This is a genomic window from Lysobacter sp. GQ73, from assembly GCF_059758755.1.
Genome location: NZ_JCAXEE010000009.1, coordinates 84,918 through 104,089, shown reverse-complemented (window position 1 = coordinate 104,089; position 19,172 = coordinate 84,918). Strand labels below are relative to the sequence as shown.

The following is a 19,172-nucleotide window of genomic DNA, read 5'->3' as shown; positions in this document are numbered from 1 at the left end:
CAATGTCCGCCAACCCGGTAGCCCCCTTGACTGCATTGCGCAGAACCAATAGCCCGTTGCTGCCGGACGGCGCAACGATCGAACGCTTCCTGGCCCATTGCCACCGTCGCCGTTACCCGTCCCGTACGGACGTGTTTCGCCCCGGGGATCCGGCCAGCACGCTGTATTACGTCGTCTCGGGCTCGGTGAGCATCATCACCGAGGAAGAGGACGGACGTGAACTGGTCCTGGGCTATTTCGGCCCCGGCGAGTTCGTCGGCGAGCTAGGCCTGTTCATCGAGAGCGACCATCGCGAGGTGATCCTGCGAACGCGCAGCACCTGCGAACTGGCCGAAATCGGGCACGAGCGCCTCTACGACCTGCTGCTGACCCGGCTCTCGCTGGACGCGCCCAAGCTGCTGTATGCGATCGGCGCGCAGATTTCCCGGCGTCTGCTCGACACCAGCCGCAAGGCCGGCCGCCTGGCCTTCCTCGACGTCACCGACCGCATCGTCCGTGCCCTGCACGACCTCGCCAAGGAACCCGAGGCCATGAGCCATCCGCAGGGCACTCAGCTGCGGGTGTCGCGCCAGGAGCTTTCGCGCCTGGTCGGCTGCTCGCGTGAAATGGCCGGTCGCGTGCTGAAGAAGCTGCAGGCCGACGGCAAGCTGCACGCCCGGGGCAAGACCGTCGTTCTCTACGGGACCCGCTAAGGGCCCCGGTGGGACGCATCGCGCCCTCCTCCGAGACCGCACCCACGGTGCGGCTCGCGGAGCTGGGCGACGCCAGCGATGTCGCCGAGCTGCTCAGCCAGCTCGGCTACCCCTGCACCCGCGACGAAGCCCTCGAACGCATCGCCGTGCTGCGCGAAGACCCGCGCCACGACCTGCTGCTGGCCGAACTCGATGGCCACGCCTGTGGCCTGATCGCCAGCCATACCCGCTATTCGCTGACCCGCGGCAACCTGCTGACCCGCATCACCGCCCTGGTGGTGGCCCAGTCCTGCCATCGACAGGGCATCGGCCGTCTGCTGGTTCGCGAGGTCGAGCGCCGCGCCCGCCGCGACGGGGTCGGCCGGGTCGAGGTCGCCAGCAATATCCGCCGCACCGACGCCCACGACTTCTACCGCGCCTGCGGCTATTCCAACGGCTCGTCGGTCAAGTTCGTGAAGATGCTGGGCGACTGAGGCCCGGATTGCGGCGTCGCCGTAGCCCGTAGCCCGTAGCCCGATCCACTCTGAACATCCATGCGGCGGCGCGTCGGGGCGCCACGGCCGCGGCGGCTCGCGCCGCTCTTACCCGTTGCGGCGTTGCGGTCGGGCAGAATCGGCGCAAGCCGCGACCGCGCTCCCGCCCGCACCGGCGAGAACATCTAAACCGCCGGCGACACCGGATCGCCGCCCCGCCCCGGGCAACCCCAGTTCAGGATCGGGGTGCCGGCCGGCAGCACGCGCCGGAACATCTCCACCCGCGCGGCCTTGGGGTTGACCACCACCGGCCTGCGCGCGGCTTTGAGCAGGGGCAGGTCGGCGCTGCTGTCCGAATAGGCGGTCTCGACCGGCCCGGTGAAGCCGGACTCGCGCAGCATCGTCATCTTCATTTCGGAATGGCAGTGGCGGCGGGCGCCGAGCGCGCCCAGGCGCGGGCCGACCAGGGTGCCGACCACCGGCACGTCCTCGTGGGCGACGAAGGCCAGGATGGCGCGGGCCAGTTCCGGCGGCGCGCCGGTCGCGATCACCACCTGGTCGCCCTGCTCGCGGTGGCGATGCAGCACCTCCAGCGCGATCGGCAGCAGTCGTCCGCGGATCTGCGCGGTGTGCCGGGCGACGTAGCGGTCGATCATGACGTCGAGCAAACCGGCCCGGTGCATGCCGACGGTGCCGACCCAGACGAAGGCCGAGATGCCGAGGCGGCGGGTCTTCAGCCAGGCCACCATCGGCCCGGCGACCGGCGCGATCAGGCTTGCCAGCAGCACCCGCCACCACGAGCGCTTGATCAGCCAGGCGAACAGGTGGCTGCCGGAGTCGCCGTCGTACAGGGTGTGGTCGAAGTCGAACACGATCAGCGGCGCGTCGGCGCGCACCGCCGGAAACCGCGCGGGACGGACCGCGCTCACGCCGCGAACAACCGCCGCAGCGCCGCGCCCGGGTCGCTTTCGCGCATGAAGCTTTCGCCGACCAGGAAGGTTTCGATACCGGCCCCGCGCATGCGGGCGACATCGCCCGCCGTGGCGATACCGCTCTCGGTCACCAGCGTACGGTCCCTGGGCACCGCCGCTTGCAGGGCGAGGGTGGTGTCCAGCGAGACCTCGAAGGTGCGCAGGTTGCGGTTGTTGACCCCGATCAGCTCGCAATCGGTCTGCAGCGCGCGTTCGAGCTCGTCGATGTCGTGGACTTCGACCAGCACGTCCATGCCCAGCTCCATCGCCAGGCCGGCCATCTCGATCATCGGCCCGTCCTCGAGCGCGGCGACGATCAGCAGGATCGCGTCGGCGCCGATCATGCGCGCCTCGTAGACCTGGTAGGGGTCGACGGTGAAGTCCTTGCGCAACACCGGCAGCGTGCAGGCGCCGCGGGCTTCGCCGAGGTAGGCGTTGCTGCCCTGGAAGAAATCGACGTCGGTCAGCACCGACAGGCAGGCCGCGCCGCCGGCCTCGTAGCTGCGCGCGATCTCGGCCGGCTTGAAGTCGGCGCGGATCAGGCCCTTGGACGGGCTGGCCTTCTTGACCTCGGCGATCACCGCGGCTTCGCCGGCGGCATGCTTGCGCTTGATCGCGTCGACGAACCCGCGGGCCGGCGCCTGCGAGGCCGCGCGCGCGCGCAGATCGGCGAGCGAGCGCACCCGGCTGCGCTGTTCGATCTCCTCGTGCTTGCGCGCGAGGATGGTGTTCAGGATGTCGCTCATGCCTTGCCCTTGCTCCCGTACGCGCGCTCGACCTTGGCCACGCGCAACTCGAAATGTCGATACCAATGTTCGCGCCCGTAGGCGCGGGTGGCGGCGTGTTCGGCCTGCCGTTTCCAGGCGGCGATCGCCGCCTCGTCGGACCAATAGCTTACGGTGATGCCGAAGCCGTCGTCGCCGCGGGTCGACTCGACCCCGAGGAAGCCCGGTTGCTGCGCGGCCAGCTCGACCATGCGTTCGGCGGCCTCGCCGTAGCCGGCATCGTCTCCCTCGCTGCGCTGGGAGCTGAAGATGACCGCGTAATACGGCGGTTTGGGCAATTCGGCGAAGCGGGCGGACATGCTGGCTCCTGAGTCGTGTTCTGTGGGCGACGGCGGTCAGGCCCCGGTCAATTCCCGGGTCAGCGCGACGAACTCGTCGAGCTTCTCCCGCGCGGCCCCCGAGGCCAGCGCGCCGCGCGCGCGCTCGATGCCGTCGGCGATGCTCTCGGCCACGCCGGCGGCGTACAGCGCGGCGCCGGAGTTCAACGCCACGATCTCGCGCGGCAGGCCGTCGCGGTTTTCCAGCGCCTGCAGCAGCATGGCCTTCGACTCGCTCGCATCGGCCACGCGCAGGTTGCGGCTGGCCGCCATCGCGATGCCGAAGTCCTCCGGGTGCACTTCGTATTCGCGCACCACGCCGTCGCGCAGTTCGCCGACCAGGCTGCCGGCGCCGAGCGAGAGCTCGTCCATGCCGTCGCGGCCCCACACCACCAGCGCGCGCTGCGCGCCCATCTCCTGCAGCACGCGCACCTGGATGCCGACCAGGTCGGGATGGAACACGCCCATCAGGATGCTCGGCGCGTCGGCCGGGTTGGTCAGCGGGCCCAGGATGTTGAACAAGGTGCGCACGCCCATCTCGCGCCGTACCGGCGCGACCACCTTCATCGCCGGGTGATGCACCGGCGCGAACATGAAGCCGATCCCGGCACGGTCGATGCACTGGCTCACCTGCTCGGGCTGCAGCTCTATCGCCGCGCCCAGCGCTTCGAGCACGTCGGCGCTGCCCGACTTCGAGGACACGCTGCGATTGCCGTGCTTGGCCACCTTGGCCCCGGCCGCGGCGACCACGAACATGCTCGCGGTGGAAATGTTGAAGGTGTGGGCGCCGTCGCCGCCGGTGCCGACGATGTCGACCAGGTGGGTGCGGTCGCCGACCTGCACCGGCCGGGCGAACTCGCGCAGCACCGTCGCCGCGCCGGCGATCTCGCCGACGGTTTCCTTCTTGACCCGCAGGCCGGTGAGGATCGCCGCGGTCATGGTCGGCGAGATTTCGCCGCGCATGATCATGCGCATCAGATCGACCATCTCGTCGTGGAAGATCTCGCGGTGCTCGATCGTGCGTTGCAGGGCTTCTTGGGCGGTCAGTGGCATCGTGATTCGGGTCCTGGCGGGGCGGGCGCGCCGCGGCGGTTATCGGGTCAGGAAATTCTTCAGCAGCGCGTGGCCGTGCTCGGTCAGGATCGACTCGGGATGGAACTGCACCCCTTCGACCGGATACTCGCGATGGCGCAGGCCCATGATTTCTTCGAAGCTGCCGTCCTCGTTCTCGGTCCAGGCGGTGATCTCCAGCGCCTCGGGCAAGCTGTCGCGCGACACCACCAGCGAGTGATAGCGCGTGGCCCGGTAGCTGTCCGGCAGGCCGGCGAACACGCCGCGGCCTTCGTGGCGGATGCGCGAGGTCTTGCCGTGCATGATGGTCTGGGCGCGAATCACGTCGCCGCCATAGGCCTGGCCGAGGCTCTGGTGGCCGAGGCAGACGCCGAGGATCGGCACCCGCGGGCCGAGTTCGCGGATCACCTCCAGCGACACGCCGGCATCGTTCGGCGTGCCCGGCCCGGGCGAAATCATGATGCGTTCCGGCGCCAGCCGGTCGATCTCCGCCACGCTCAGGTCGTCGTTGCGGATCACCTTCACTTCGGCCCCGAGCGCCTGCAGGTACTGCACGAGGTTGTAGGTGAAGCTGTCGTAGTTGTCGATCATCAGAACGGACATGACGCGCCTCGAATGCGGGTGATACCGGATAGCCGCACGACCGCGGGCCAGGGGCCCGTCATCGTGCCGGCAAGGTGTTGCGGGAGATGCGGCGCCCTCGCCCGGGGCCGTCCGCAGCGGTACGGCAGAGCCGCGCCGGCGAACGCCAGCCCAGGATTATCCCGCCTCGATGAGGCCGCAGACAGGGGTCGGACCTGAAATAGCGCTGCTGCGCCGGGCAGGGCCCGGCCGCACTTGGCGGCCGGCGTACCGCGGCCGCGCGTGGCGGCCGGAAAACCTCGACGGCGCTCAGCCGTCGGAAAGCATCGAATCGTAGGCGGGGTCACGCAGGGAGTCCTCGAAGGGCGGCAGGGAACGGACGACGGCGGCACGCCACCATCGCCAAGCCTGGCCGGCTTTCGGGGAGTTCTGCGGAATTGCGCGAACGATCATGCGGCTACTGTAACCGCTGGGCGCCGGTCTGTGCGAGGCCGCCGCGGCGCCCCGCGAGGGCCCCGATATGTGTGCCAGTTGGCAATAGCAAGAAACGAAGCAGTCTCCGCCGCGGCCGGCCGATAGCGTGAACTCGCCGGCCCCGCTCCGGCACCCGCCTCGCACCCGCGACCCGATCCCTATCGAAGGATGGACGTCATGCACGCTCCACGTTCCCGGCTACACCGTTGCGCGATTCTCCTGGCCGCCCTGGCCCTCGCCCCGAGCACGATCGCGCGCGGCCCGGACCGGCTCCACTCGCCGCTGCCGGCAGTCGACGCCGCCGCCTCGGCGCAGTGCTATCCGTTCGTGCCACCGAGCCCGCAGGCCCTGCACGCCTCGGGCAAGAAAGTGTTCGCCTGGTATTTCCCACCGTTCCAGCTCTCGACCCACAACGAGGCCGACAGCAAGAACTGGTACGAGCGCTGGCTCAGCCCGACCGGCGCGAGCAGCGGCAACCTGGAATATCTCAGCACCGGCGGCCTGCTGCGCGACCGCCCGCTGCCGATGCCGAAACGCCCGGAACCGAACTGGAAACAGCTCAACTTCGAAGTCGAGATCCGCCAGGCCATCGCCATGGGGCTGGACGGTTTCATCCTGGAAATGTCCTACCGGCAGACCCATGTCGACGACCGCTTCAACCGGGTGCGCGACATGCTGGCCGCGGCCAAGGCGGTCGATCCGGAGTTCCGCATCCTGCTCGCGCCCGGGTTTCCGAAGGGTGCGCAGGACACACCCGACGAACTCGCGCAGACCCTGCTCGCCGTTATCGACCACCCCTCGGTGTTCCGCCTGCCCGACGGCCGCGTGCCCGTGGCCACGTTCGCGCCCGAACGGCCGATCAGGGACGGCGGCAAGCCGATCCTGTGGTGGCGGCACATGCTCGCCCTGCTGCGCGCGCAGGGCGTCGAACCGGCCTGGTACCCGATGTTCCTGTCGCGCACTGCGATGAACTCGATTCCGAACATCGCGGAGTGGCGCGCGACCATGGCCGGTTATTCGATCTTCGAAGGCAAGACCGCCAGCCAGGCCGCCTCCAACCTCAGCGAGGCGATCGACGCGCGTCGGCACGGCCTGGACTGGATGGCGCGGGTCGCGTTCCAGGACATGCGCGTGCGCAAGAGCGCCGAGAAGGTCGAACTGCGCCATTGGGAGTCGTCGAACAGCGCGACGTTGCGCGCCTTGTTCGAGAAGGCCATCGAAAGCGATGCGCAGATGCTCAACATCCTGACCTGGAACGACTACGGCGAAACCCAGGTCGCGCCATCGCGCGCCCGCGGCTATGCGGTGGCCGACCTGCTCGCCTACTACACGGCCTGGTTCAAGACCGGCCAAGCGCCGCCGATCGCGCGCGACGCCTTGTATTACTTCCATCGCAAACACCGCACCGATGCGCCGTACGACACCACGAAGCAGACCGCCGGTGCGTTCACGATCCCGTCCGGACCGGTCGCCGAGAACCAGGTCGAACTGCTCGCCTTCCTGACCGAGCCCGGCCTGCTCAGCATCCGCCAGGGCAGCGACCTGCGCAGCGTGCAGGCCGCGGCCGGCATGACCTCGTTCAAGGTGCCGCTGATCGCCGGCACCACACCGCAGTTCGAGTTGAGCCGCGGCAACCAGGTCGTCGAATCGCTGACCAGCGCGACGCCGGTGCGCGCCTCGGTCGACTACCAGGACATGACCTACTACGCAGGCGGCAGCATCGATTGCGCACGGCCGTTGTAAGCCTGTCTAAGGCGGATTCGCGCTATCGGGTGGCGCGATTCGATGACGACGAAAACAGCAGCGCAGCTCTTTGCAGGAGCTGCGCAAGCTGCGACCGCGCCGCTACGCCGGCCGACGCGGGTCGCGGCTCGCGCCGCTCCTACCCAAAACGCATCCGCGCAGCCGTTACAACCCCCGCGCCGCCTCGGCCACCGCACGGAACAGGGCGCGGCCCTTGTTCATCGTCTCCTCCCATTCCTTCTGCGGGTCGGAGTCGTAGACGATGCCGGCGCCGGCCTGCACGTGCAGGCGGCCGTCCTGGATCACCGCGGTGCGGATCGCGATGGCGGTGTCGGCGTCGCCGTGCCAGCCGATGTAGCCGACCGCGCCGGAATAGACGTTGCGCTTGATCGGTTCGAGCTCTCGGATCACTTCCAGCGCGCGGATCTTCGGCGCGCCGCTGACCGTGCCGGCCGGGAAGGTCGCACGCAGCACGTCCATATAGCTCATGCCCGCCTTCAACCGTCCGGTGACTTCGCTGACGATGTGCATGACGTGGCTGTAGCGCTCGATCACGAACTGTTCGCCGACTTCGACCGTGCCGGGTTCGGACACGCGGCCGACGTCGTTGCGGCCGAGGTCGATCAGCATCAGATGCTCGGCGCGCTCCTTCGGGTCGGCCAGCAATTCGGCTTCGAGCGCATTGTCTTCCTCGACCGTCTTGCCGCGCGGGCGGGTGCCGGCGATCGGTCGCACGGTGACTTCGGCACCGCCGTCGTCGGTGTGTTGCAGGCGCACCAGGATTTCCGGCGACGAGCCGACCACCTGGGTGCCGCCGACGTCGAGGAAGTACATGTACGGCGACGGGTTCAGGGCGCGCAGCGCGCGGTAGACGTCGACCGGACGCGCCTTGAACGGCACGCTCAGGCGCTGCGACAGCACCACCTGGAAGATGTCGCCGGCGCGGATCAGCTCCTTCGATTTCTCGACCGCTTCGATGAAGCCTTCGCGGGTGAAACCGGAGACGAAATCCCCTTCGTCCAGGCCGGCCGGATCCAGGGTTTCCGGATAACTCGCGCCGCCGATGCGCAGCCGGTGCACGAGCTGGTCGAGGCGGCGGTTGGCGCGGGCGAACGCCTGCGGCTCGCGCGGGTCGGCGTGGACGATCAGGTACAGACGACCCTTGAGGTTGTCGAATACCGCGATCTCCTCGCTCTGCATCAGCAGGATGTCGGGGGTACCGAGTTCGTCGGGCTTGTGCACGCCCCCGGGCTGCGGACCAGTCAGGCGCTGCTCGATGTACTGGATGCACTCGAAACCGAACCAGCCGACCAGACCGCCGGTGAACCCCGGCAGGCCGTCGATCTTGGGCACGCGGTACTCGGTGCGCAGCCGCTCGACTTCGGCCAGCGGGTCGTCGACCACGCGGCTGTCGATCAGTTCGCCGTGTTCGCTGACGAACAGGCTGTGGCCGGCGAACGCGTACACGCGCTGCGCCGGCAGGCCGATGATCGAGTACCGGCCGAAGCGTTCGCCGCCCTCGACCGACTCGAACAGATAGGTGTGCGGGCCGTCGGCGAGCTTGAGATAGACCGACAGGGGGGTATCGAGGTCGGACAGGACCTCGCGCACGACCGGAATACGGGTGTAGCCGTTAGCGGCCTGTTGCTGGAAGAGTTCGTGCGAAATCACGCGGCAGTTCCTTCATGGACGAGTGGGCAGGAGCGACGATGGCCGACGGCCACCATCGCCAACCCACGTCGGCACAAAGGAAATGCGGGTTCGCCCAGGCTTTCATGGGCGCTACTGTAGCCGCTTCGCCGGCGCCGCGCGACGGCCTCAGCCGGCGCCGGCGGAGAACGACGGCGGCAATGCCGGCGTCGCCGACAGCAGCGGGCAGCCGAGTGGCAGGTGCATGCGCACGCGGCCGGCCACGCAGTCGATGCGGAAGTGATGCGCACAGACCGGTTCGCCGTCCAGGTTGAGGGTCAGCGCCCGCGGCGATTCGATCTCGACCGAGCGCAACTGCACCCGGGTGGCGACCCGGTCGAGCGCGGCATGCTTGCCTTCGGTCAGCAGGGTGCGCACGGTCGCGCCGACTTCGCCGGACAGGTCCGGCACCACGGTCACGTCGAGCAGGCCGTCGTCGATCAACGCGTCCGGACAGAGTACCTGGCCGCCGCCGGCCTGCTTGCCGTTGCCGATGCCCAGGGCGATGAAATCGCCCTCCCACTCGAAGCCGTCGCCGTAGATACGGGCGCGGACCGGATCGATGCGGCCGAGCTTGGAGATGCCGGTGACCAGATAAGCCAGGCCGCCGAGCATCTTCTTGAGGCCGGCGTCGGTGTCGATGGTGACCTGGGTGCCGAAGCCGCCGCTGGCGAGATTGGCGGCCCAGTGCAGGCCGTCCGGCGCTTCGAGGCGGATCAGGTCGATCGGCTGCGGCGGCCGTCGCGCGATCAGATCCAGCGCCAATGCCGGGTCGATGGGGATCAGCGCGGCGCTGGCGAAGTCGTTGGCGGTGCCGAGCGGCACCAGCCCGAGAGACGGCAGCGCATCGGCGGGTTCGTCGCGATGCGCCAGGGTGGTCGCGACCTCGCTGAGGGTGCCGTCGCCGCCGGCCGCGACGAGGGTATCGACGCCGTCGGCGATGGCCTCGGCTACGTAGCGCTCGGCATCGCCGCCCTCCCAGGTGACGCGGACGTCCAGGTCGATGCCGCGCTCGCGTATCGCGACCACGGCCTCGCGCAGGTCATCGTCGCCGGCCGACTTGCCGTTGAGAATCAAGCGCCAGCGAGGCTTGGGCATGGAGACGGGAGTCCGAGCGGGAAGCCCGCGAGGCTACCAGCGTCGGGGAAATTCCCGGTGAACGTCGGTCGCGGCGGGCACCGGCCTTGGCTCTGCCCGGGCGATCGGAGGGGCCGTGTCGGGCTGGACGGCCGAGCTTCCGAATTCGCTACTTTTGTCACACACCGGTCATCGTTGATCCGGAATATAAGAGTCCATATCAGGGACGACGGGCGGAGGCTGGATTGCCTCCAATTATTCCAGGACGCGGGCCGCAGGGCCCGCGTCCTTTGCTTTGGGCGGGGCAGTGCGGGCGCCCGCGGCTGATCGACAAGCATGCACCGTTGCCGTTGCCGTTGCCGTTGCCGTTGCCGTTGCCGTGATTTTGATCTGCCTTGCCGCTTTGCCGGTCAAAAGCTGACCCGTAGGGCGGCCCGCAGGGATGCGGGCCGTGCGCAAGCAGGCCATGGGTGGCCTGTCTGGAGCATCCCTGCGTCGGCATCGATCGTGCGGGGCTTGTGCCCTTGCAAGGAGAAGCACTTTTCTTTGGTGACTTTCTTTTGTTGCTTTGGACGAGAAAGTTACCCGCACCCTTTAGGGGGCGGAAGTTTTGCTGTTGCTTCACCGCCCTGCGGCAAGAAGCGCCGCAACCGGAGACGACGCGGTCGCGACCTGCCTCGCTCCTACCCTCGCGAAAGCGCGCCTCTTCAATGGATAACCTCGGCGTTGTGGCCTCTGCGCGTCCCGCGGTCGCGACTTGCGTCGCTCCTACAGGGGTGAGAGCGCCCCGCTGCCGCGGCCAAGATCAAACCCATAGCTTCCGCCACTAAAGCGGCGGGTTACTTTCTTTTGTCTAAAGCAACAAAAGTAAGGTAACCAAAGAAAAATGCTTCTCTTTGAATCAAGGGCCCGCACGAGCGATGCCGACGCGGGGCTTTCATACGGGGCCTCCCTGTTCCGACGAAAAATGGCCCGCATCCCTGCGGGCCGCCCTTCGGGTCTTCTTTGGCCTTCGCTAAAGCGAAGCTGCGCACAGCAAGAGCAGAGCACTAAGACAAAAACAAGGACAAGGACAAAGACTGAAGACAAGCGCGATCAACGCAAAACTTCGTCCGCCACCACCACCCCGTCCTCATCCGCGCACAACCAATCCCCCGGCCGGATGACCACGCCACCGATCTCGATCGCGACGTCGCGCATGCCCTGCCCCAGTTTGTCGGTCTTGCGCGGGCAGGTGCCCAGCGCCTTGACGCCGAGTTCCATCGCACCGATCGCGCCGCTGTCGCGGATCGCGCCGTGGACGACCACCCCGGCCCAACCGTTCTCGACCGCTTTCGCCGCAAGCAGGTCGCCGAGCATCGCGCGGCGCATCGAGCCGCCGCCGTCGATCACCAACACCCGGCCGTTGCCGGCTTCGGCCACCGCTTCGCGCACCAGCGAATTGTCTTCGTAGGCCTTGATGGTGCTGACCGTGCCGTCGAAGGCCAGGCGCCCGCCGTAGTCGCGCAACGGCAGGTCCAATACGCGGACCCGTGCTTCGTGCAGATCGCACAGATCGCAGGTGTTCATCCGCGCACCGCCGCGACCGCCGCTTTCATCCGGCCGATCACTTCGGCGTAGTCGGGCGCGTTGAACACGGCCGAACCGGCGACGAAAGTGTCGGCGCCGGCGGCGGCGATCTCGGCGATGTTGTCGGGCTTGACCCCGCCGTCGATCTCCAGCCGGATCGCACGGCCGCTGTTGTCGATGCGCTCGCGCACGCGGCGCAACTTGTCCAGCGCCGAGGGAATGAAGCTCTGCCCGCCGAAGCCCGGGTTGACCGACATCAGCAGCACCAGGTCCAGGTCTTCGAGTACCCAGTCGAGCACTTCGATCGGGGTCGCCGGGTTCAGCACCAGGCCGGCCTGGCAACCGTGCGATTTGATCAGTTGGATCGTGCGGTGCACGTGACCGCTGGCTTCCGGGTGGAAGCTGATGGTGCTGGCGCCGGCCTTGGCGAAGTCGGGGACGATGCGGTCGACCGGCTCGACCATCAGGTGCACGTCGATCGGCGCGGTCACGCCATGCTTGCGCAGCGCCTCGCAGATCATCGAGCCGATGGTCAGGTTCGGCACGTAATGGTTGTCCATGACGTCGAAATGGACCCAGTCGGCGCCGGCCTTGAGGACGTTGTCGACCTCCTCGCCGAGCTTGGCGAAGTTCGCCGAGAGGATCGAAGGGGCGATGACGGTGGCTTGCATGGGCGCGGCTCGGTAGGACAGGCGGCTATTGTCCCGTAAAAGGCGAGCAGCGAGGAGCGGGCCACGAGCGGGCGCCTCTTGTCCTGCTCATTCCTGCCCCCTCACTCCTGCCCGCTCATTTCTTGCGCTGGCGCAGGGTCTTGATCCGGTCGTAGGCGCGGTTGATCTCGCGGGCGCGCTGCTCGGCCTGGCTGCGCAGCTCGGGGGCCGCGTGAACGACCCGGTCGGGGTGGTATTGCGACATCAGCCGGCGGTAGGCCTGGTCGACCTCGCTGTCGCTGGCGTCGTCGCTCACGCCCAGTACGGCATAGGGGTTGTCGCCGCGCAGCTTGAACCAGTCGGTGTCGAAGGCGTGGCCGATCAGCAGGCCGATGATCGCGCCCAGGAAGGGGTTGCCGCGCAGCAGCGCCGCGCCGGCGAAGAAGCCGAGCAATTTGCCGTACCAGCGCTTCATTCGCGCCCATCGTCCCGGGCCGGTCGCGGCCCGTCCAGGCCCCTGCGGGCCGCCGGCCCCCAGTCTACCTGCACGCGGGCGCCAGCCGGCGTACACTGCCCGGCCCCGTCGCGCCTGCGCGCGCGAGCCGTCCGGCTCCGGCGGCGCGAGGCGATGGGGGGAATCATTTACGCCGCCGCCATCAGGGGTCCCCACGTTGACGACCACACTGCTGCAATCCGAACTGCCCGGCCTGCCCTTGCGCCACCGGGGCAAGGTCCGCGATGTCTTCGACCTTCCGGCCGATCGCCTGCCTGCGGGCGCCGCCCCGGGCGGCGACTGTCTGTTGATGGTCGCCACCGACCGCCTCAGCGCCTTCGACGTCGTGTTGCCCGACCCCATCCCGGGCAAGGGCGAGATGCTCTGCCAGATCAGCAACTTCTGGTTCGGCAAGACCGCCCACATCATTCCCAATCACCTGACCGGGATCGATGTCGCCGCGGTGCTGCCGGCCGGTGTCGACGCCCGGCTGTACGCCAGACGCACGGTCGTGACCAAGCGGCTCAAGCCGGTGCCGATCGAGTGCATCGCCCGCGGTTATCTGATCGGCAGCGGCTGGAAGGACTATCAGCGCACCGGCCGGGTCAGCGGCATCGCCCTGCCGAGCGGCCTGCGCCAGGCCGAGCAACTGCCCGAGCCGATCTTCACCCCCTCGACCAAGGCCGCGGTCGGCGACCACGACGAGAACATCGACTTCGACACCGCGGTGCGCACGGTCGGCGCCGAACTGGCCGAGGCGGTGCGCGACGCCACCCTGCGCCTGTACCGCTATGCCGCCGACTACGCGGCGCAGCGCGGCATCCTGCTGGCCGACACCAAGTTCGAGTTCGGCACCGATGCCGACGGCCGCCTCTACGTCATGGACGAGATGCTGACGCCGGACTCCTCGCGCTACTGGCCCGCCGACGAGTACCAGGTCGGCACCAGCCCGCCGAGCTACGACAAGCAGTTCGTGCGCGACTATCTGGAAACCCTGGGCTGGGACAAGACCCCGCCGGGCCCCAACCTGCCGGCCGAGGTCATCGAGCGCACCCGCGCCAAGTACGCCGAAGCGCTGCACAAGCTCGCCGGCATCTCGATCGACTGACCTCCACCGGCCCGCGACACGGGCCCGTTCGGGACGGTTCGGTTCGGGACGGTTTGGTTTGGGACGCCCCCGCGGCTACCCGGGGGCTACGCGGCCAGTCACGTGTGCAAGCGCGGCCAATCTGGGTGCCGGCGCCTCACCGATCGCGCGATCCGCGCCACACTCGAGGGCCGACCGCGGATACAGCCCTGCCGCCATGCGCGTTACCCTGGCCCGATCGCCCTCCCCGCGAGCACCGCATGAATATCGGCTACCTGTACCTGAGCGTCGCGATCGCCGCCGAAGTGGTGGCGACCAGCGCGCTCAAGGCCTCCGACGGCTTCACCAAGCTGGGCCCCTCGCTGATCGTCGGCCTCGGCTACGCCACCGCGTTCTACTTCCTGTCGCTGGTGCTGCGCACGGTGCCGGTCGGCGTCGCCTATGCGATCTGGTCCGGCGTCGGCATCGTCCTGATCGCCGCGATCGGCTGGCTGTTCATGAAACAGACCCTGGACGCCGGCGCGCTCGCCGGCATCGGCCTGATCGTGGCGGGGGTGGCCGTCATCCAGCTATTCTCGAAGTCCGCGGCCCACTAGCCGCCCGCACCAATCCGCGGACCGCGCGTCCGCCCCGCCGCAACGGGAGTCGAGCATGAGCACCGTCGCCGAATCGTCGCAACGCCCCATCGATCGCTGGTTCGCCAGTTACTCCGGCGACCACCGCAACGCCGTCAACCAGAGCATCCATGTGATCGCGGTGCCGGCGATCCTGTGGAGCGTGATCGCCCTGCTGTGGTGCATCCCCGCGCCGGGCAGCTACTTCCGTCCGGGCGCCTGGGCCGCGCTGGGGATGTTCGCCGCGCTGCTGTTCTACTACCGCGCCTCGCGCAGGCTCGGCTTCGGCATGCTCGTGCAGTTCGTGGTGCTGTCGCTGATCGCGCACTGGATCGCACAGAGCTTCGGCCTGACCGTGCTGCTCTACACCGCCATCGCGGTGTTCGTGGTGGCCTGGATCGCGCAGTTCGTCGGCCACAAGATCGAAGGCAAGAAGCCGAGCTTCCTGACCGACCTGACCTATCTGCTGATCGGCCCGGCCTGGGTGTTGTCGAAGCTGTACCGCAAGCTCGGCTGGTCGTACTGAGCGGACAGCCGCCATCGGGCCCCCAGGGCAGGCGCGAGGCAAGTCGCGGCCGCGCGACGCCTCGACCTCGCGGCGTCGCCGCCTGCCCTCGGACAGACCGCCACGGGCCTTGATCTCGGCTACTGGCTGCGCTTGCCGATCGCGGCTTCTCGTTCGATGCGGTCAGGTCGGCGGGAAGTAATTTCGCCCCACCAGATACACGCACAGCGCCGCCTGTACCCACAGCACCACGCAGGTCGCCGCCGACACCCGCAAGGCCCGCGCCCAGCTCAGGCGCACCCCGTCGGGGCCCGGCAGGTGGATGCGCACGCTGAACGCCAGGGCCAGGCAGGACAGCGCGAACGCGACCGCCGCGAACGGCCAGCCGCTGCTGGCCACCTGGCCATGCAGCACGATCATCGCGGTCACCGCCAGCATCGCCCACAGCACCAGGGCGAACACCACCGACCACAGCGCCGCGCCATAGGCCGGCCGCGCCTTGACCAACTGCGCGACCCAGCCGCGCAACAGCCAGGCGCCCGGCATCAGCCAGAACACCAGCGCGGCGATCGCCAGCAAGCCCCAGGCGAGCGGACCCGCGGTCTGCAACGCATACTTCACAATGCTTCTCCCGTCATGCCATTCGCGACCCGCTCGAGCGGCCGTCACGATAGCCCAATCGGCTTCCCCCATGCCCGTTCGCGACATCGTCCTGTTGCTGCTCGTCGTCCTGTCCTGGGCGCTCAACTTCCTGACCTCGGCCTATGCGCTGCGCGAGATCCCGCCGCTGCTGTTCACCGGGCTGCGCTTCGCCCTGCTCGCCCTGCCGCTGGCGTTCTTCGTCAAGCGCCCGGCGCCGGGCCAGTGGCCGCGACTGATCGCGGTCTGCCTGTGCATCGGCGTGCTGCACTTCGGCCTGAGCTTCAGCGCGCTCAAGGCCGCCGGCGACCTGTCCTCGCCGGCGATCGTGCTGCAGAGCTATGTCCCGATGACCGCGGTGCTGGCCTGGTGGCTGCTCGGCGAGCGTTTCGCCTGGCGCACCGGCGTGGCGATCGGCCTGAGCTTCGCCGGGGTGCTGGTGCTCGGCTTCGACCCGCTGGTGCTCGACAAACCGATGGCGGTGGTGCTGATGCTGGTCTCGGCCGCGTTCCTGGCCCTGGGCACGGTGCTGATGAAGGGCCTGCGCGGGCTCGACGTCTACAGCCAGCAAGGCTGGACCGCCTTGATCGCAGTGGCGCCGCTGATCGGCCTCAGCATCGCCTTCGAACCCGGCGGCCTCGCCGCGCTCGGCACGGTGAGCTGGCTCGCCTGGCTCGGCGTGATCTATGCGGCCTTCGTCTCCTCGCTGCTCGGCCACGGCCTGTACTACGTGCTGGTGCAACGCCATCCCGTCGCCCGGGTCACCCCGTGGCTGCTGCTGGTGCCGGTGTTCGCGATCGCCCTGGGCGTCGCCTTCTGGGGCGACCGCCCCGGCCCGCGCCTGTGGATCGGCGGTGCCATGGTGCTGGGCGGCGTACTGATCATCGCCTTGCGTTCTCTGGCGAAGTCGCGCTCGGGAGTGTCGGCGACGGATGTTTGAGTGAGGGATGGGGCGGCGTGGGCGAGATCGCGTCGCATCGATCTCGCGCCGATACCGGCCGCGGCCTGTCCGGGTAGGAGCGGCGCAAGCCGCGACATCGTTGCAATGGTCTCGCGGCGCTTGTCTCGTTCAATAGATCAAGATCAAAGATCAAATCCAAAGCTTCCGCCACTAAAGCCGCGGGTTACTTTCTTTTGTCTAAAGCAACAAAAGAAAGGTAACCAAAAGAAGTTGCTTCTCTTTGAATCACAAGCCCGCACGAGCGGTGCATCCGCCGGGATCTACATACGGAACCTCCCTGTCCCGATGAAAAACGGCCTGCATCCGTGCGGGCCGTGCGCAAGCAGGCCAGGTATGACCTGTCTGGAGCATCCCTGCGCCGGCTTCGATCGCGCGGGCTGGTGCCCTTGCAGGGAGAGCACTTTTCTTTGGTGACTTTCTTTTGTTGCTTTGGACGAGAAAGTTACCCGCACCCTTCAGGGGGCGGAAGCTTTGCTAGTGATATTTGCTTCACCGCCCTGCGGCAAGAAGCGTCGCAACCGGAGACGACGCGGTCGCGACTTGCGTCGCTCCTACCCTGCGATTGCTAACGGCTTCGATCGATGACATCGGCACCGTTGCCTCTGCGCGTCCCTTGGTCGCGGCTCAAGCCGCTCCTGCCGGGCCGCGACGCCGCACAACTATTCGCGCGGCGGCTCGAACATCTCCGCACTCGGCCGGAACGGCCGCGGGGCGTAGCCGAAATCGCGCTGCGCCGGGCCGGCGTCGAAGGTCATGTCGCCGCGCATGCGCCGCACCGCGGCTTCGCCGAGCCCCGAGGCTCGACCGGTGGCCTGGGCGGCGAGCAAGGCGAGGTTGAACAGGGGCGACGGCAGTTCGATCAGGCGCACCGGCGGGCGCAGGCAGGCCAGGGTGCGGGCGACCATGTCGCGATAGCTCAGCACCTCGCCGCCGGGCACGGCGTAGATCTGGCCGAAGGTCGCAGGCACGTCGAGCACGGCGAAGGCGGCATCGGCGAGGTCGTCGACGTGCACCGGCTGGCGCAGGCCGTTGGCGCCGCGCGGCAAGGGGAAGTAACGCAGGCGGCGCGCCAGTTGCGCGATCCGGGTCAGGGTGGCGTCGCGGCCGGCGCCGTAGATCAGGGTTGGGCGCAGCACGGTCACCTCATCCTTGCGCAGCACCGCGGCGGCGAACAGAGCCGCCTCGCCCTCGCGCAGTTCCTGGGCGACGCGGCGCTCGTCGGCATCGGCCGAGCCGCGCTTGGTCTCGGCGCTGGTCGAACCGAATGCGACCACACGCGAGGCTTCGATGCCCGATTGTTCGTACCATTTGGCGAACTTCAGCAGCGGACCGCAGCTGAAGATCGCATCGACGCGCGCCGGCAATGCCGGCATCGACGACAGATCGCCCTGCAACCAATGCAAACCGGGGCGATCGTGCTGTTCGTGGCGCGAGATGCCGGTGACCCGCCATCCGGCGTGATACAGCCGTTGCAGCAGCGGCACGCCGATCTGGCCGCTGGCGCCCAATACCAAAGCATGTTTCATTCCTTCAGCCCTGCCCGCCCCGCGCCGGCAGCACCGCGCGCAACCAGAAATAACCGAGCGCCGCCGACAGCAGCGAGGCGCCGAGGATGCCGAGCACGGCCTCCTCGTACAACAGCGGGTCCTGATAGGCCAACGAGGCGATGAACAGACTCATCGTGAAACCGATGCCGCACATCAGGCCCAGGCCGATCATCGCCCGCAGGTCCATGCCCGCCGGGAAACGCGCCCAGCCCAGCGCTCGCATCAACAGCGCGGCACCGACGATGCCGACCGGCTTGCCGACCACCAGGCCGAGCACGATGCCCATCGGCAGCGCCGCGGTCGCGTCCTTGAGCTCGACCCCGCCCAACGACAGACCGGCGTTGACGAAGGCGAACAGCGGCAGGATCGCGTAGGCCACCCACGGGTGCAGCGCGTGCTCCAGGGTTTCCAGCGGCGAATGCTCGTGCTCGTCGTCGATCGCATTGCGCTTGTCGACGTGCGGGATCATCAGACCGGTGGCGACGCCGGCCAAGGTCGCATGCACGCCGGACTTCAGCACGCACACCCACAGCACCACGCCGAGCGCGAGATAGGGCCCGAGCGAGGTCACGCCGCGCCGGTTGAGCAGCCACATGCCGGCCAGCGCCGCCGCCGCCCACATCAGCGCGGTGACCGACAGGCCGTGCGAATAGAAGAAGGCGATGATCAGGATCGCAATCAGGTCGTCGACCACCGCGATCGTCGACAACAGCAGTTTCATCGCCACCGGCACGCGCGAGCCCAGCAGGGCCAGCACGCCCAGGGCGAAGGCGATGTCGGTCGCCGTCGGCACCGCCCAGCCGCGCATCGAGGCCGCATCGCCGCGGTTGAGCGCGAAGAACAGCAGCGCCGGCACGACCACGCCGGCGGCGGCGCAGACCATCGGCAGCACCAGTTGCGAGCGCTCGGCCAACTGCCCGCTCAGCGCCTCGCGCTTGATCTCCAGGGCGACGACCAGGAAGAAGATCGCCATCAGGCCGTCGTTGATCCACAGCAGCAGCGGCTTGGCGATGTCGAGCGCGCCGATGCGCACCTGCACCGGAATCTCGCGGAAGGCCTCGTAGGCCGCCTGCAGCGGCGAGTTGGCCGCGACCAGGGCCAGCACCGCGGCGACGATCAGGACGATGCCGCCTGCGGCTTCGAGGCGGAAGAACTCGCTGAGCGCGCGCAATGCGCGGCGCGACAGCGGCGGAGTGGGGGTGAGTTCGCTCATCGCGCCAGTATATCGGCCCG

General features: G+C 68.5%; 20 protein-coding genes. 7 read left to right on the top strand and 13 right to left on the bottom strand.

Annotated elements, in window-relative coordinates; translation table 11 throughout:
- Positions 1 to 2 precede the first annotated feature (2 nt).
- The gene (gene crp, locus AC6CH2_RS20755) at positions 3 to 692 is read left to right on the top strand and encodes a cAMP-activated global transcriptional regulator CRP (RefSeq protein ID WP_031371492.1); all 690 of its coding nucleotides are present in this window, start codon (positions 3 to 5) and stop codon (positions 690 to 692) included.
- Positions 693 to 700: 8 nt separating this feature from the next.
- Positions 701 to 1,165: a global regulator CLP-associated N-acetyltransferase gene (locus AC6CH2_RS20750; protein ID WP_435394438.1), complete on the top strand. Its 465-nt coding sequence runs from the start codon at positions 701 to 703 to the stop codon at positions 1,163 to 1,165.
- A 185-nt stretch (positions 1,166 to 1,350) separates the two neighbouring features.
- Here the strand turns inward: AC6CH2_RS20750 and AC6CH2_RS20745 are convergent, their stop codons facing one another.
- The 5 genes from AC6CH2_RS20745 to AC6CH2_RS20725 are packed head-to-tail and all read right to left on the bottom strand — an operon-like array spanning position 1,351 to position 4,912.
- Positions 1,351 to 2,094: an HAD-IB family phosphatase gene (locus AC6CH2_RS20745; protein ID WP_498270871.1), complete on the bottom strand. Its 744-nt coding sequence runs from the start codon at positions 2,092 to 2,094 to the stop codon at positions 1,351 to 1,353.
- Positions 2,091 to 2,882, bottom strand: a complete 792-nt coding sequence (gene trpC, locus AC6CH2_RS20740; protein WP_498270870.1) for an indole-3-glycerol phosphate synthase TrpC — start codon at positions 2,880 to 2,882, stop codon at positions 2,091 to 2,093. Before trpC ends, AC6CH2_RS20745 begins: the two co-directional genes overlap by 4 nt.
- On the bottom strand, positions 2,879 to 3,220 hold the full coding sequence (locus tag AC6CH2_RS20735) for an antibiotic biosynthesis monooxygenase family protein (protein WP_498270869.1): 342 nt from the start codon (positions 3,218 to 3,220) through the stop codon (positions 2,879 to 2,881). The genes trpC and AC6CH2_RS20735 overlap by 4 nt, the downstream gene beginning before the upstream one ends.
- Positions 3,221 to 3,256: 36 nt before the next feature.
- The gene (trpD, locus tag AC6CH2_RS20730; RefSeq protein ID WP_498270868.1) at positions 3,257 to 4,291 is read right to left on the bottom strand and encodes an anthranilate phosphoribosyltransferase; all 1,035 of its coding nucleotides are present in this window, start codon (positions 4,289 to 4,291) and stop codon (positions 3,257 to 3,259) included.
- A gap of 39 nt (positions 4,292 to 4,330) precedes the next feature.
- The gene (locus AC6CH2_RS20725) at positions 4,331 to 4,912 is read right to left on the bottom strand and encodes an anthranilate synthase component II (protein WP_498270867.1); all 582 of its coding nucleotides are present in this window, start codon (positions 4,910 to 4,912) and stop codon (positions 4,331 to 4,333) included.
- 630 nt (positions 4,913 to 5,542) lie between these two features.
- Here AC6CH2_RS20725 and AC6CH2_RS20720 point away from each other — a divergent pair.
- Positions 5,543 to 7,108, top strand: a complete 1,566-nt coding sequence (locus AC6CH2_RS20720) for an endo-1,3-alpha-glucanase family glycosylhydrolase (RefSeq protein ID WP_498270866.1) — start codon at positions 5,543 to 5,545, stop codon at positions 7,106 to 7,108.
- 165 nt (positions 7,109 to 7,273) lie between these two features.
- Here the strand turns inward: AC6CH2_RS20720 and trpE are convergent, their stop codons facing one another.
- The 5 genes from trpE to AC6CH2_RS20695 all read right to left on the bottom strand — a co-directional run bounded on the left by trpE (position 7,274) and on the right by AC6CH2_RS20695 (position 12,568).
- The gene (trpE, locus tag AC6CH2_RS20715; protein WP_498270865.1) at positions 7,274 to 8,779 is read right to left on the bottom strand and encodes an anthranilate synthase component I; all 1,506 of its coding nucleotides are present in this window, start codon (positions 8,777 to 8,779) and stop codon (positions 7,274 to 7,276) included.
- Between the two features lie 147 nt (positions 8,780 to 8,926).
- Positions 8,927 to 9,895 carry a lipid kinase YegS gene (yegS, locus tag AC6CH2_RS20710; RefSeq protein ID WP_498270864.1) on the bottom strand — a complete coding sequence of 323 codons (969 nt, stop codon included), beginning with the start codon at positions 9,893 to 9,895 and terminating at the stop codon, positions 8,927 to 8,929.
- Positions 9,896 to 10,969: 1,074 nt separating this feature from the next.
- Positions 10,970 to 11,443, bottom strand: a complete 474-nt coding sequence (rraA, locus tag AC6CH2_RS20705) for a ribonuclease E activity regulator RraA (protein WP_435394447.1) — start codon at positions 11,441 to 11,443, stop codon at positions 10,970 to 10,972.
- Positions 11,440 to 12,114, bottom strand: coding sequence for a ribulose-phosphate 3-epimerase (gene rpe, locus AC6CH2_RS20700; RefSeq protein WP_498270863.1), 675 nt, complete (start codon positions 12,112 to 12,114; stop codon positions 11,440 to 11,442). Before rpe ends, rraA begins: the two co-directional genes overlap by 4 nt.
- A 115-nt stretch (positions 12,115 to 12,229) precedes the next feature.
- Positions 12,230 to 12,568: a J domain-containing protein gene (locus AC6CH2_RS20695; protein WP_498270862.1), complete on the bottom strand. Its 339-nt coding sequence runs from the start codon at positions 12,566 to 12,568 to the stop codon at positions 12,230 to 12,232.
- Positions 12,569 to 12,764: 196 nt separating this feature from the next.
- On the opposite strand from AC6CH2_RS20695, the gene AC6CH2_RS20690 reads away from it, so the two are divergent.
- From AC6CH2_RS20690 to AC6CH2_RS20680, 3 genes are all read left to right on the top strand, one after another.
- Entirely contained in the window at positions 12,765 to 13,694 is a 930-nt protein-coding gene (locus tag AC6CH2_RS20690; RefSeq protein WP_498270861.1) for a phosphoribosylaminoimidazolesuccinocarboxamide synthase, read from the top strand.
- A 239-nt stretch (positions 13,695 to 13,933) separates the two neighbouring features.
- On the top strand, positions 13,934 to 14,269 hold the full coding sequence (locus AC6CH2_RS20685) for a DMT family transporter (RefSeq protein ID WP_498270860.1): 336 nt from the start codon (positions 13,934 to 13,936) through the stop codon (positions 14,267 to 14,269).
- A gap of 55 nt (positions 14,270 to 14,324) precedes the next feature.
- A complete protein-coding gene (locus AC6CH2_RS20680; RefSeq protein WP_498270859.1) occupies positions 14,325 to 14,813 on the top strand; it encodes an Mpo1 family 2-hydroxy fatty acid dioxygenase in 489 nt (162 codons plus the stop codon).
- Between the two features lie 162 nt (positions 14,814 to 14,975).
- Here AC6CH2_RS20680 and AC6CH2_RS20675 read toward each other — a convergent pair whose 3' ends face one another.
- A complete protein-coding gene (locus AC6CH2_RS20675) occupies positions 14,976 to 15,413 on the bottom strand; it encodes a hypothetical protein (RefSeq protein WP_498270858.1) in 438 nt (145 codons plus the stop codon).
- 70 nt (positions 15,414 to 15,483) lie between these two features.
- Between AC6CH2_RS20675 and AC6CH2_RS20670 the strand changes: the two genes are divergently transcribed.
- Positions 15,484 to 16,371, top strand: a complete 888-nt coding sequence (locus AC6CH2_RS20670) for a DMT family transporter (protein WP_498270857.1) — start codon at positions 15,484 to 15,486, stop codon at positions 16,369 to 16,371.
- 680 nt (positions 16,372 to 17,051) lie between these two features.
- Here the strand turns inward: AC6CH2_RS20670 and AC6CH2_RS20665 are convergent.
- Positions 17,052 to 17,918: an SDR family oxidoreductase gene (locus AC6CH2_RS20665; protein ID WP_498270856.1), complete on the bottom strand. Its 867-nt coding sequence runs from the start codon at positions 17,916 to 17,918 to the stop codon at positions 17,052 to 17,054.
- Between the two features lie 4 nt (positions 17,919 to 17,922).
- The gene (gene nhaA / locus AC6CH2_RS20660) at positions 17,923 to 19,152 is read right to left on the bottom strand and encodes a Na+/H+ antiporter NhaA (RefSeq protein WP_498270855.1); all 1,230 of its coding nucleotides are present in this window, start codon (positions 19,150 to 19,152) and stop codon (positions 17,923 to 17,925) included.
- Between the last annotated feature and the right edge of the window lie 20 nt (positions 19,153 to 19,172).

Bases quoted from the DNA above. Each gene is read 5' to 3' on its own strand.
- crp (WP_031371492.1), top strand. From the start codon at position 3: ATGTCCGCCAACCCGGTAGCCCCCTTGACTGCATTGCGCAGAACCAAT.
- rraA (WP_435394447.1), bottom strand. From the start codon at position 11,443: ATGAACACCTGCGATCTGTGCGATCTGCACGAAGCACGGGTCCGCGTA.
- yegS (WP_498270864.1), bottom strand. From the start codon at position 9,895: ATGCCCAAGCCTCGCTGGCGCTTGATTCTCAACGGCAAGTCGGCCGGC.
- AC6CH2_RS20735 (WP_498270869.1), bottom strand. From the start codon at position 3,220: ATGTCCGCCCGCTTCGCCGAATTGCCCAAACCGCCGTATTACGCGGTC.
- AC6CH2_RS20680 (WP_498270859.1), top strand. From the start codon at position 14,325: ATGAGCACCGTCGCCGAATCGTCGCAACGCCCCATCGATCGCTGGTTC.
- rpe (WP_498270863.1), bottom strand. From the start codon at position 12,114: ATGCAAGCCACCGTCATCGCCCCTTCGATCCTCTCGGCGAACTTCGCC.
- AC6CH2_RS20670 (WP_498270857.1), top strand. From the start codon at position 15,484: ATGCCCGTTCGCGACATCGTCCTGTTGCTGCTCGTCGTCCTGTCCTGG.
- AC6CH2_RS20725 (WP_498270867.1), bottom strand. From the start codon at position 4,912: ATGTCCGTTCTGATGATCGACAACTACGACAGCTTCACCTACAACCTC.
- trpC (WP_498270870.1), bottom strand. From the start codon at position 2,882: ATGAGCGACATCCTGAACACCATCCTCGCGCGCAAGCACGAGGAGATC.
- AC6CH2_RS20685 (WP_498270860.1), top strand. From the start codon at position 13,934: ATGAATATCGGCTACCTGTACCTGAGCGTCGCGATCGCCGCCGAAGTG.
- AC6CH2_RS20665 (WP_498270856.1), bottom strand. From the start codon at position 17,918: ATGAAACATGCTTTGGTATTGGGCGCCAGCGGCCAGATCGGCGTGCCG.
- AC6CH2_RS20695 (WP_498270862.1), bottom strand. From the start codon at position 12,568: ATGAAGCGCTGGTACGGCAAATTGCTCGGCTTCTTCGCCGGCGCGGCG.
- AC6CH2_RS20720 (WP_498270866.1), top strand. From the start codon at position 5,543: ATGCACGCTCCACGTTCCCGGCTACACCGTTGCGCGATTCTCCTGGCC.
- nhaA (WP_498270855.1), bottom strand. From the start codon at position 19,152: ATGAGCGAACTCACCCCCACTCCGCCGCTGTCGCGCCGCGCATTGCGC.
- trpD (WP_498270868.1), bottom strand. From the start codon at position 4,291: ATGCCACTGACCGCCCAAGAAGCCCTGCAACGCACGATCGAGCACCGC.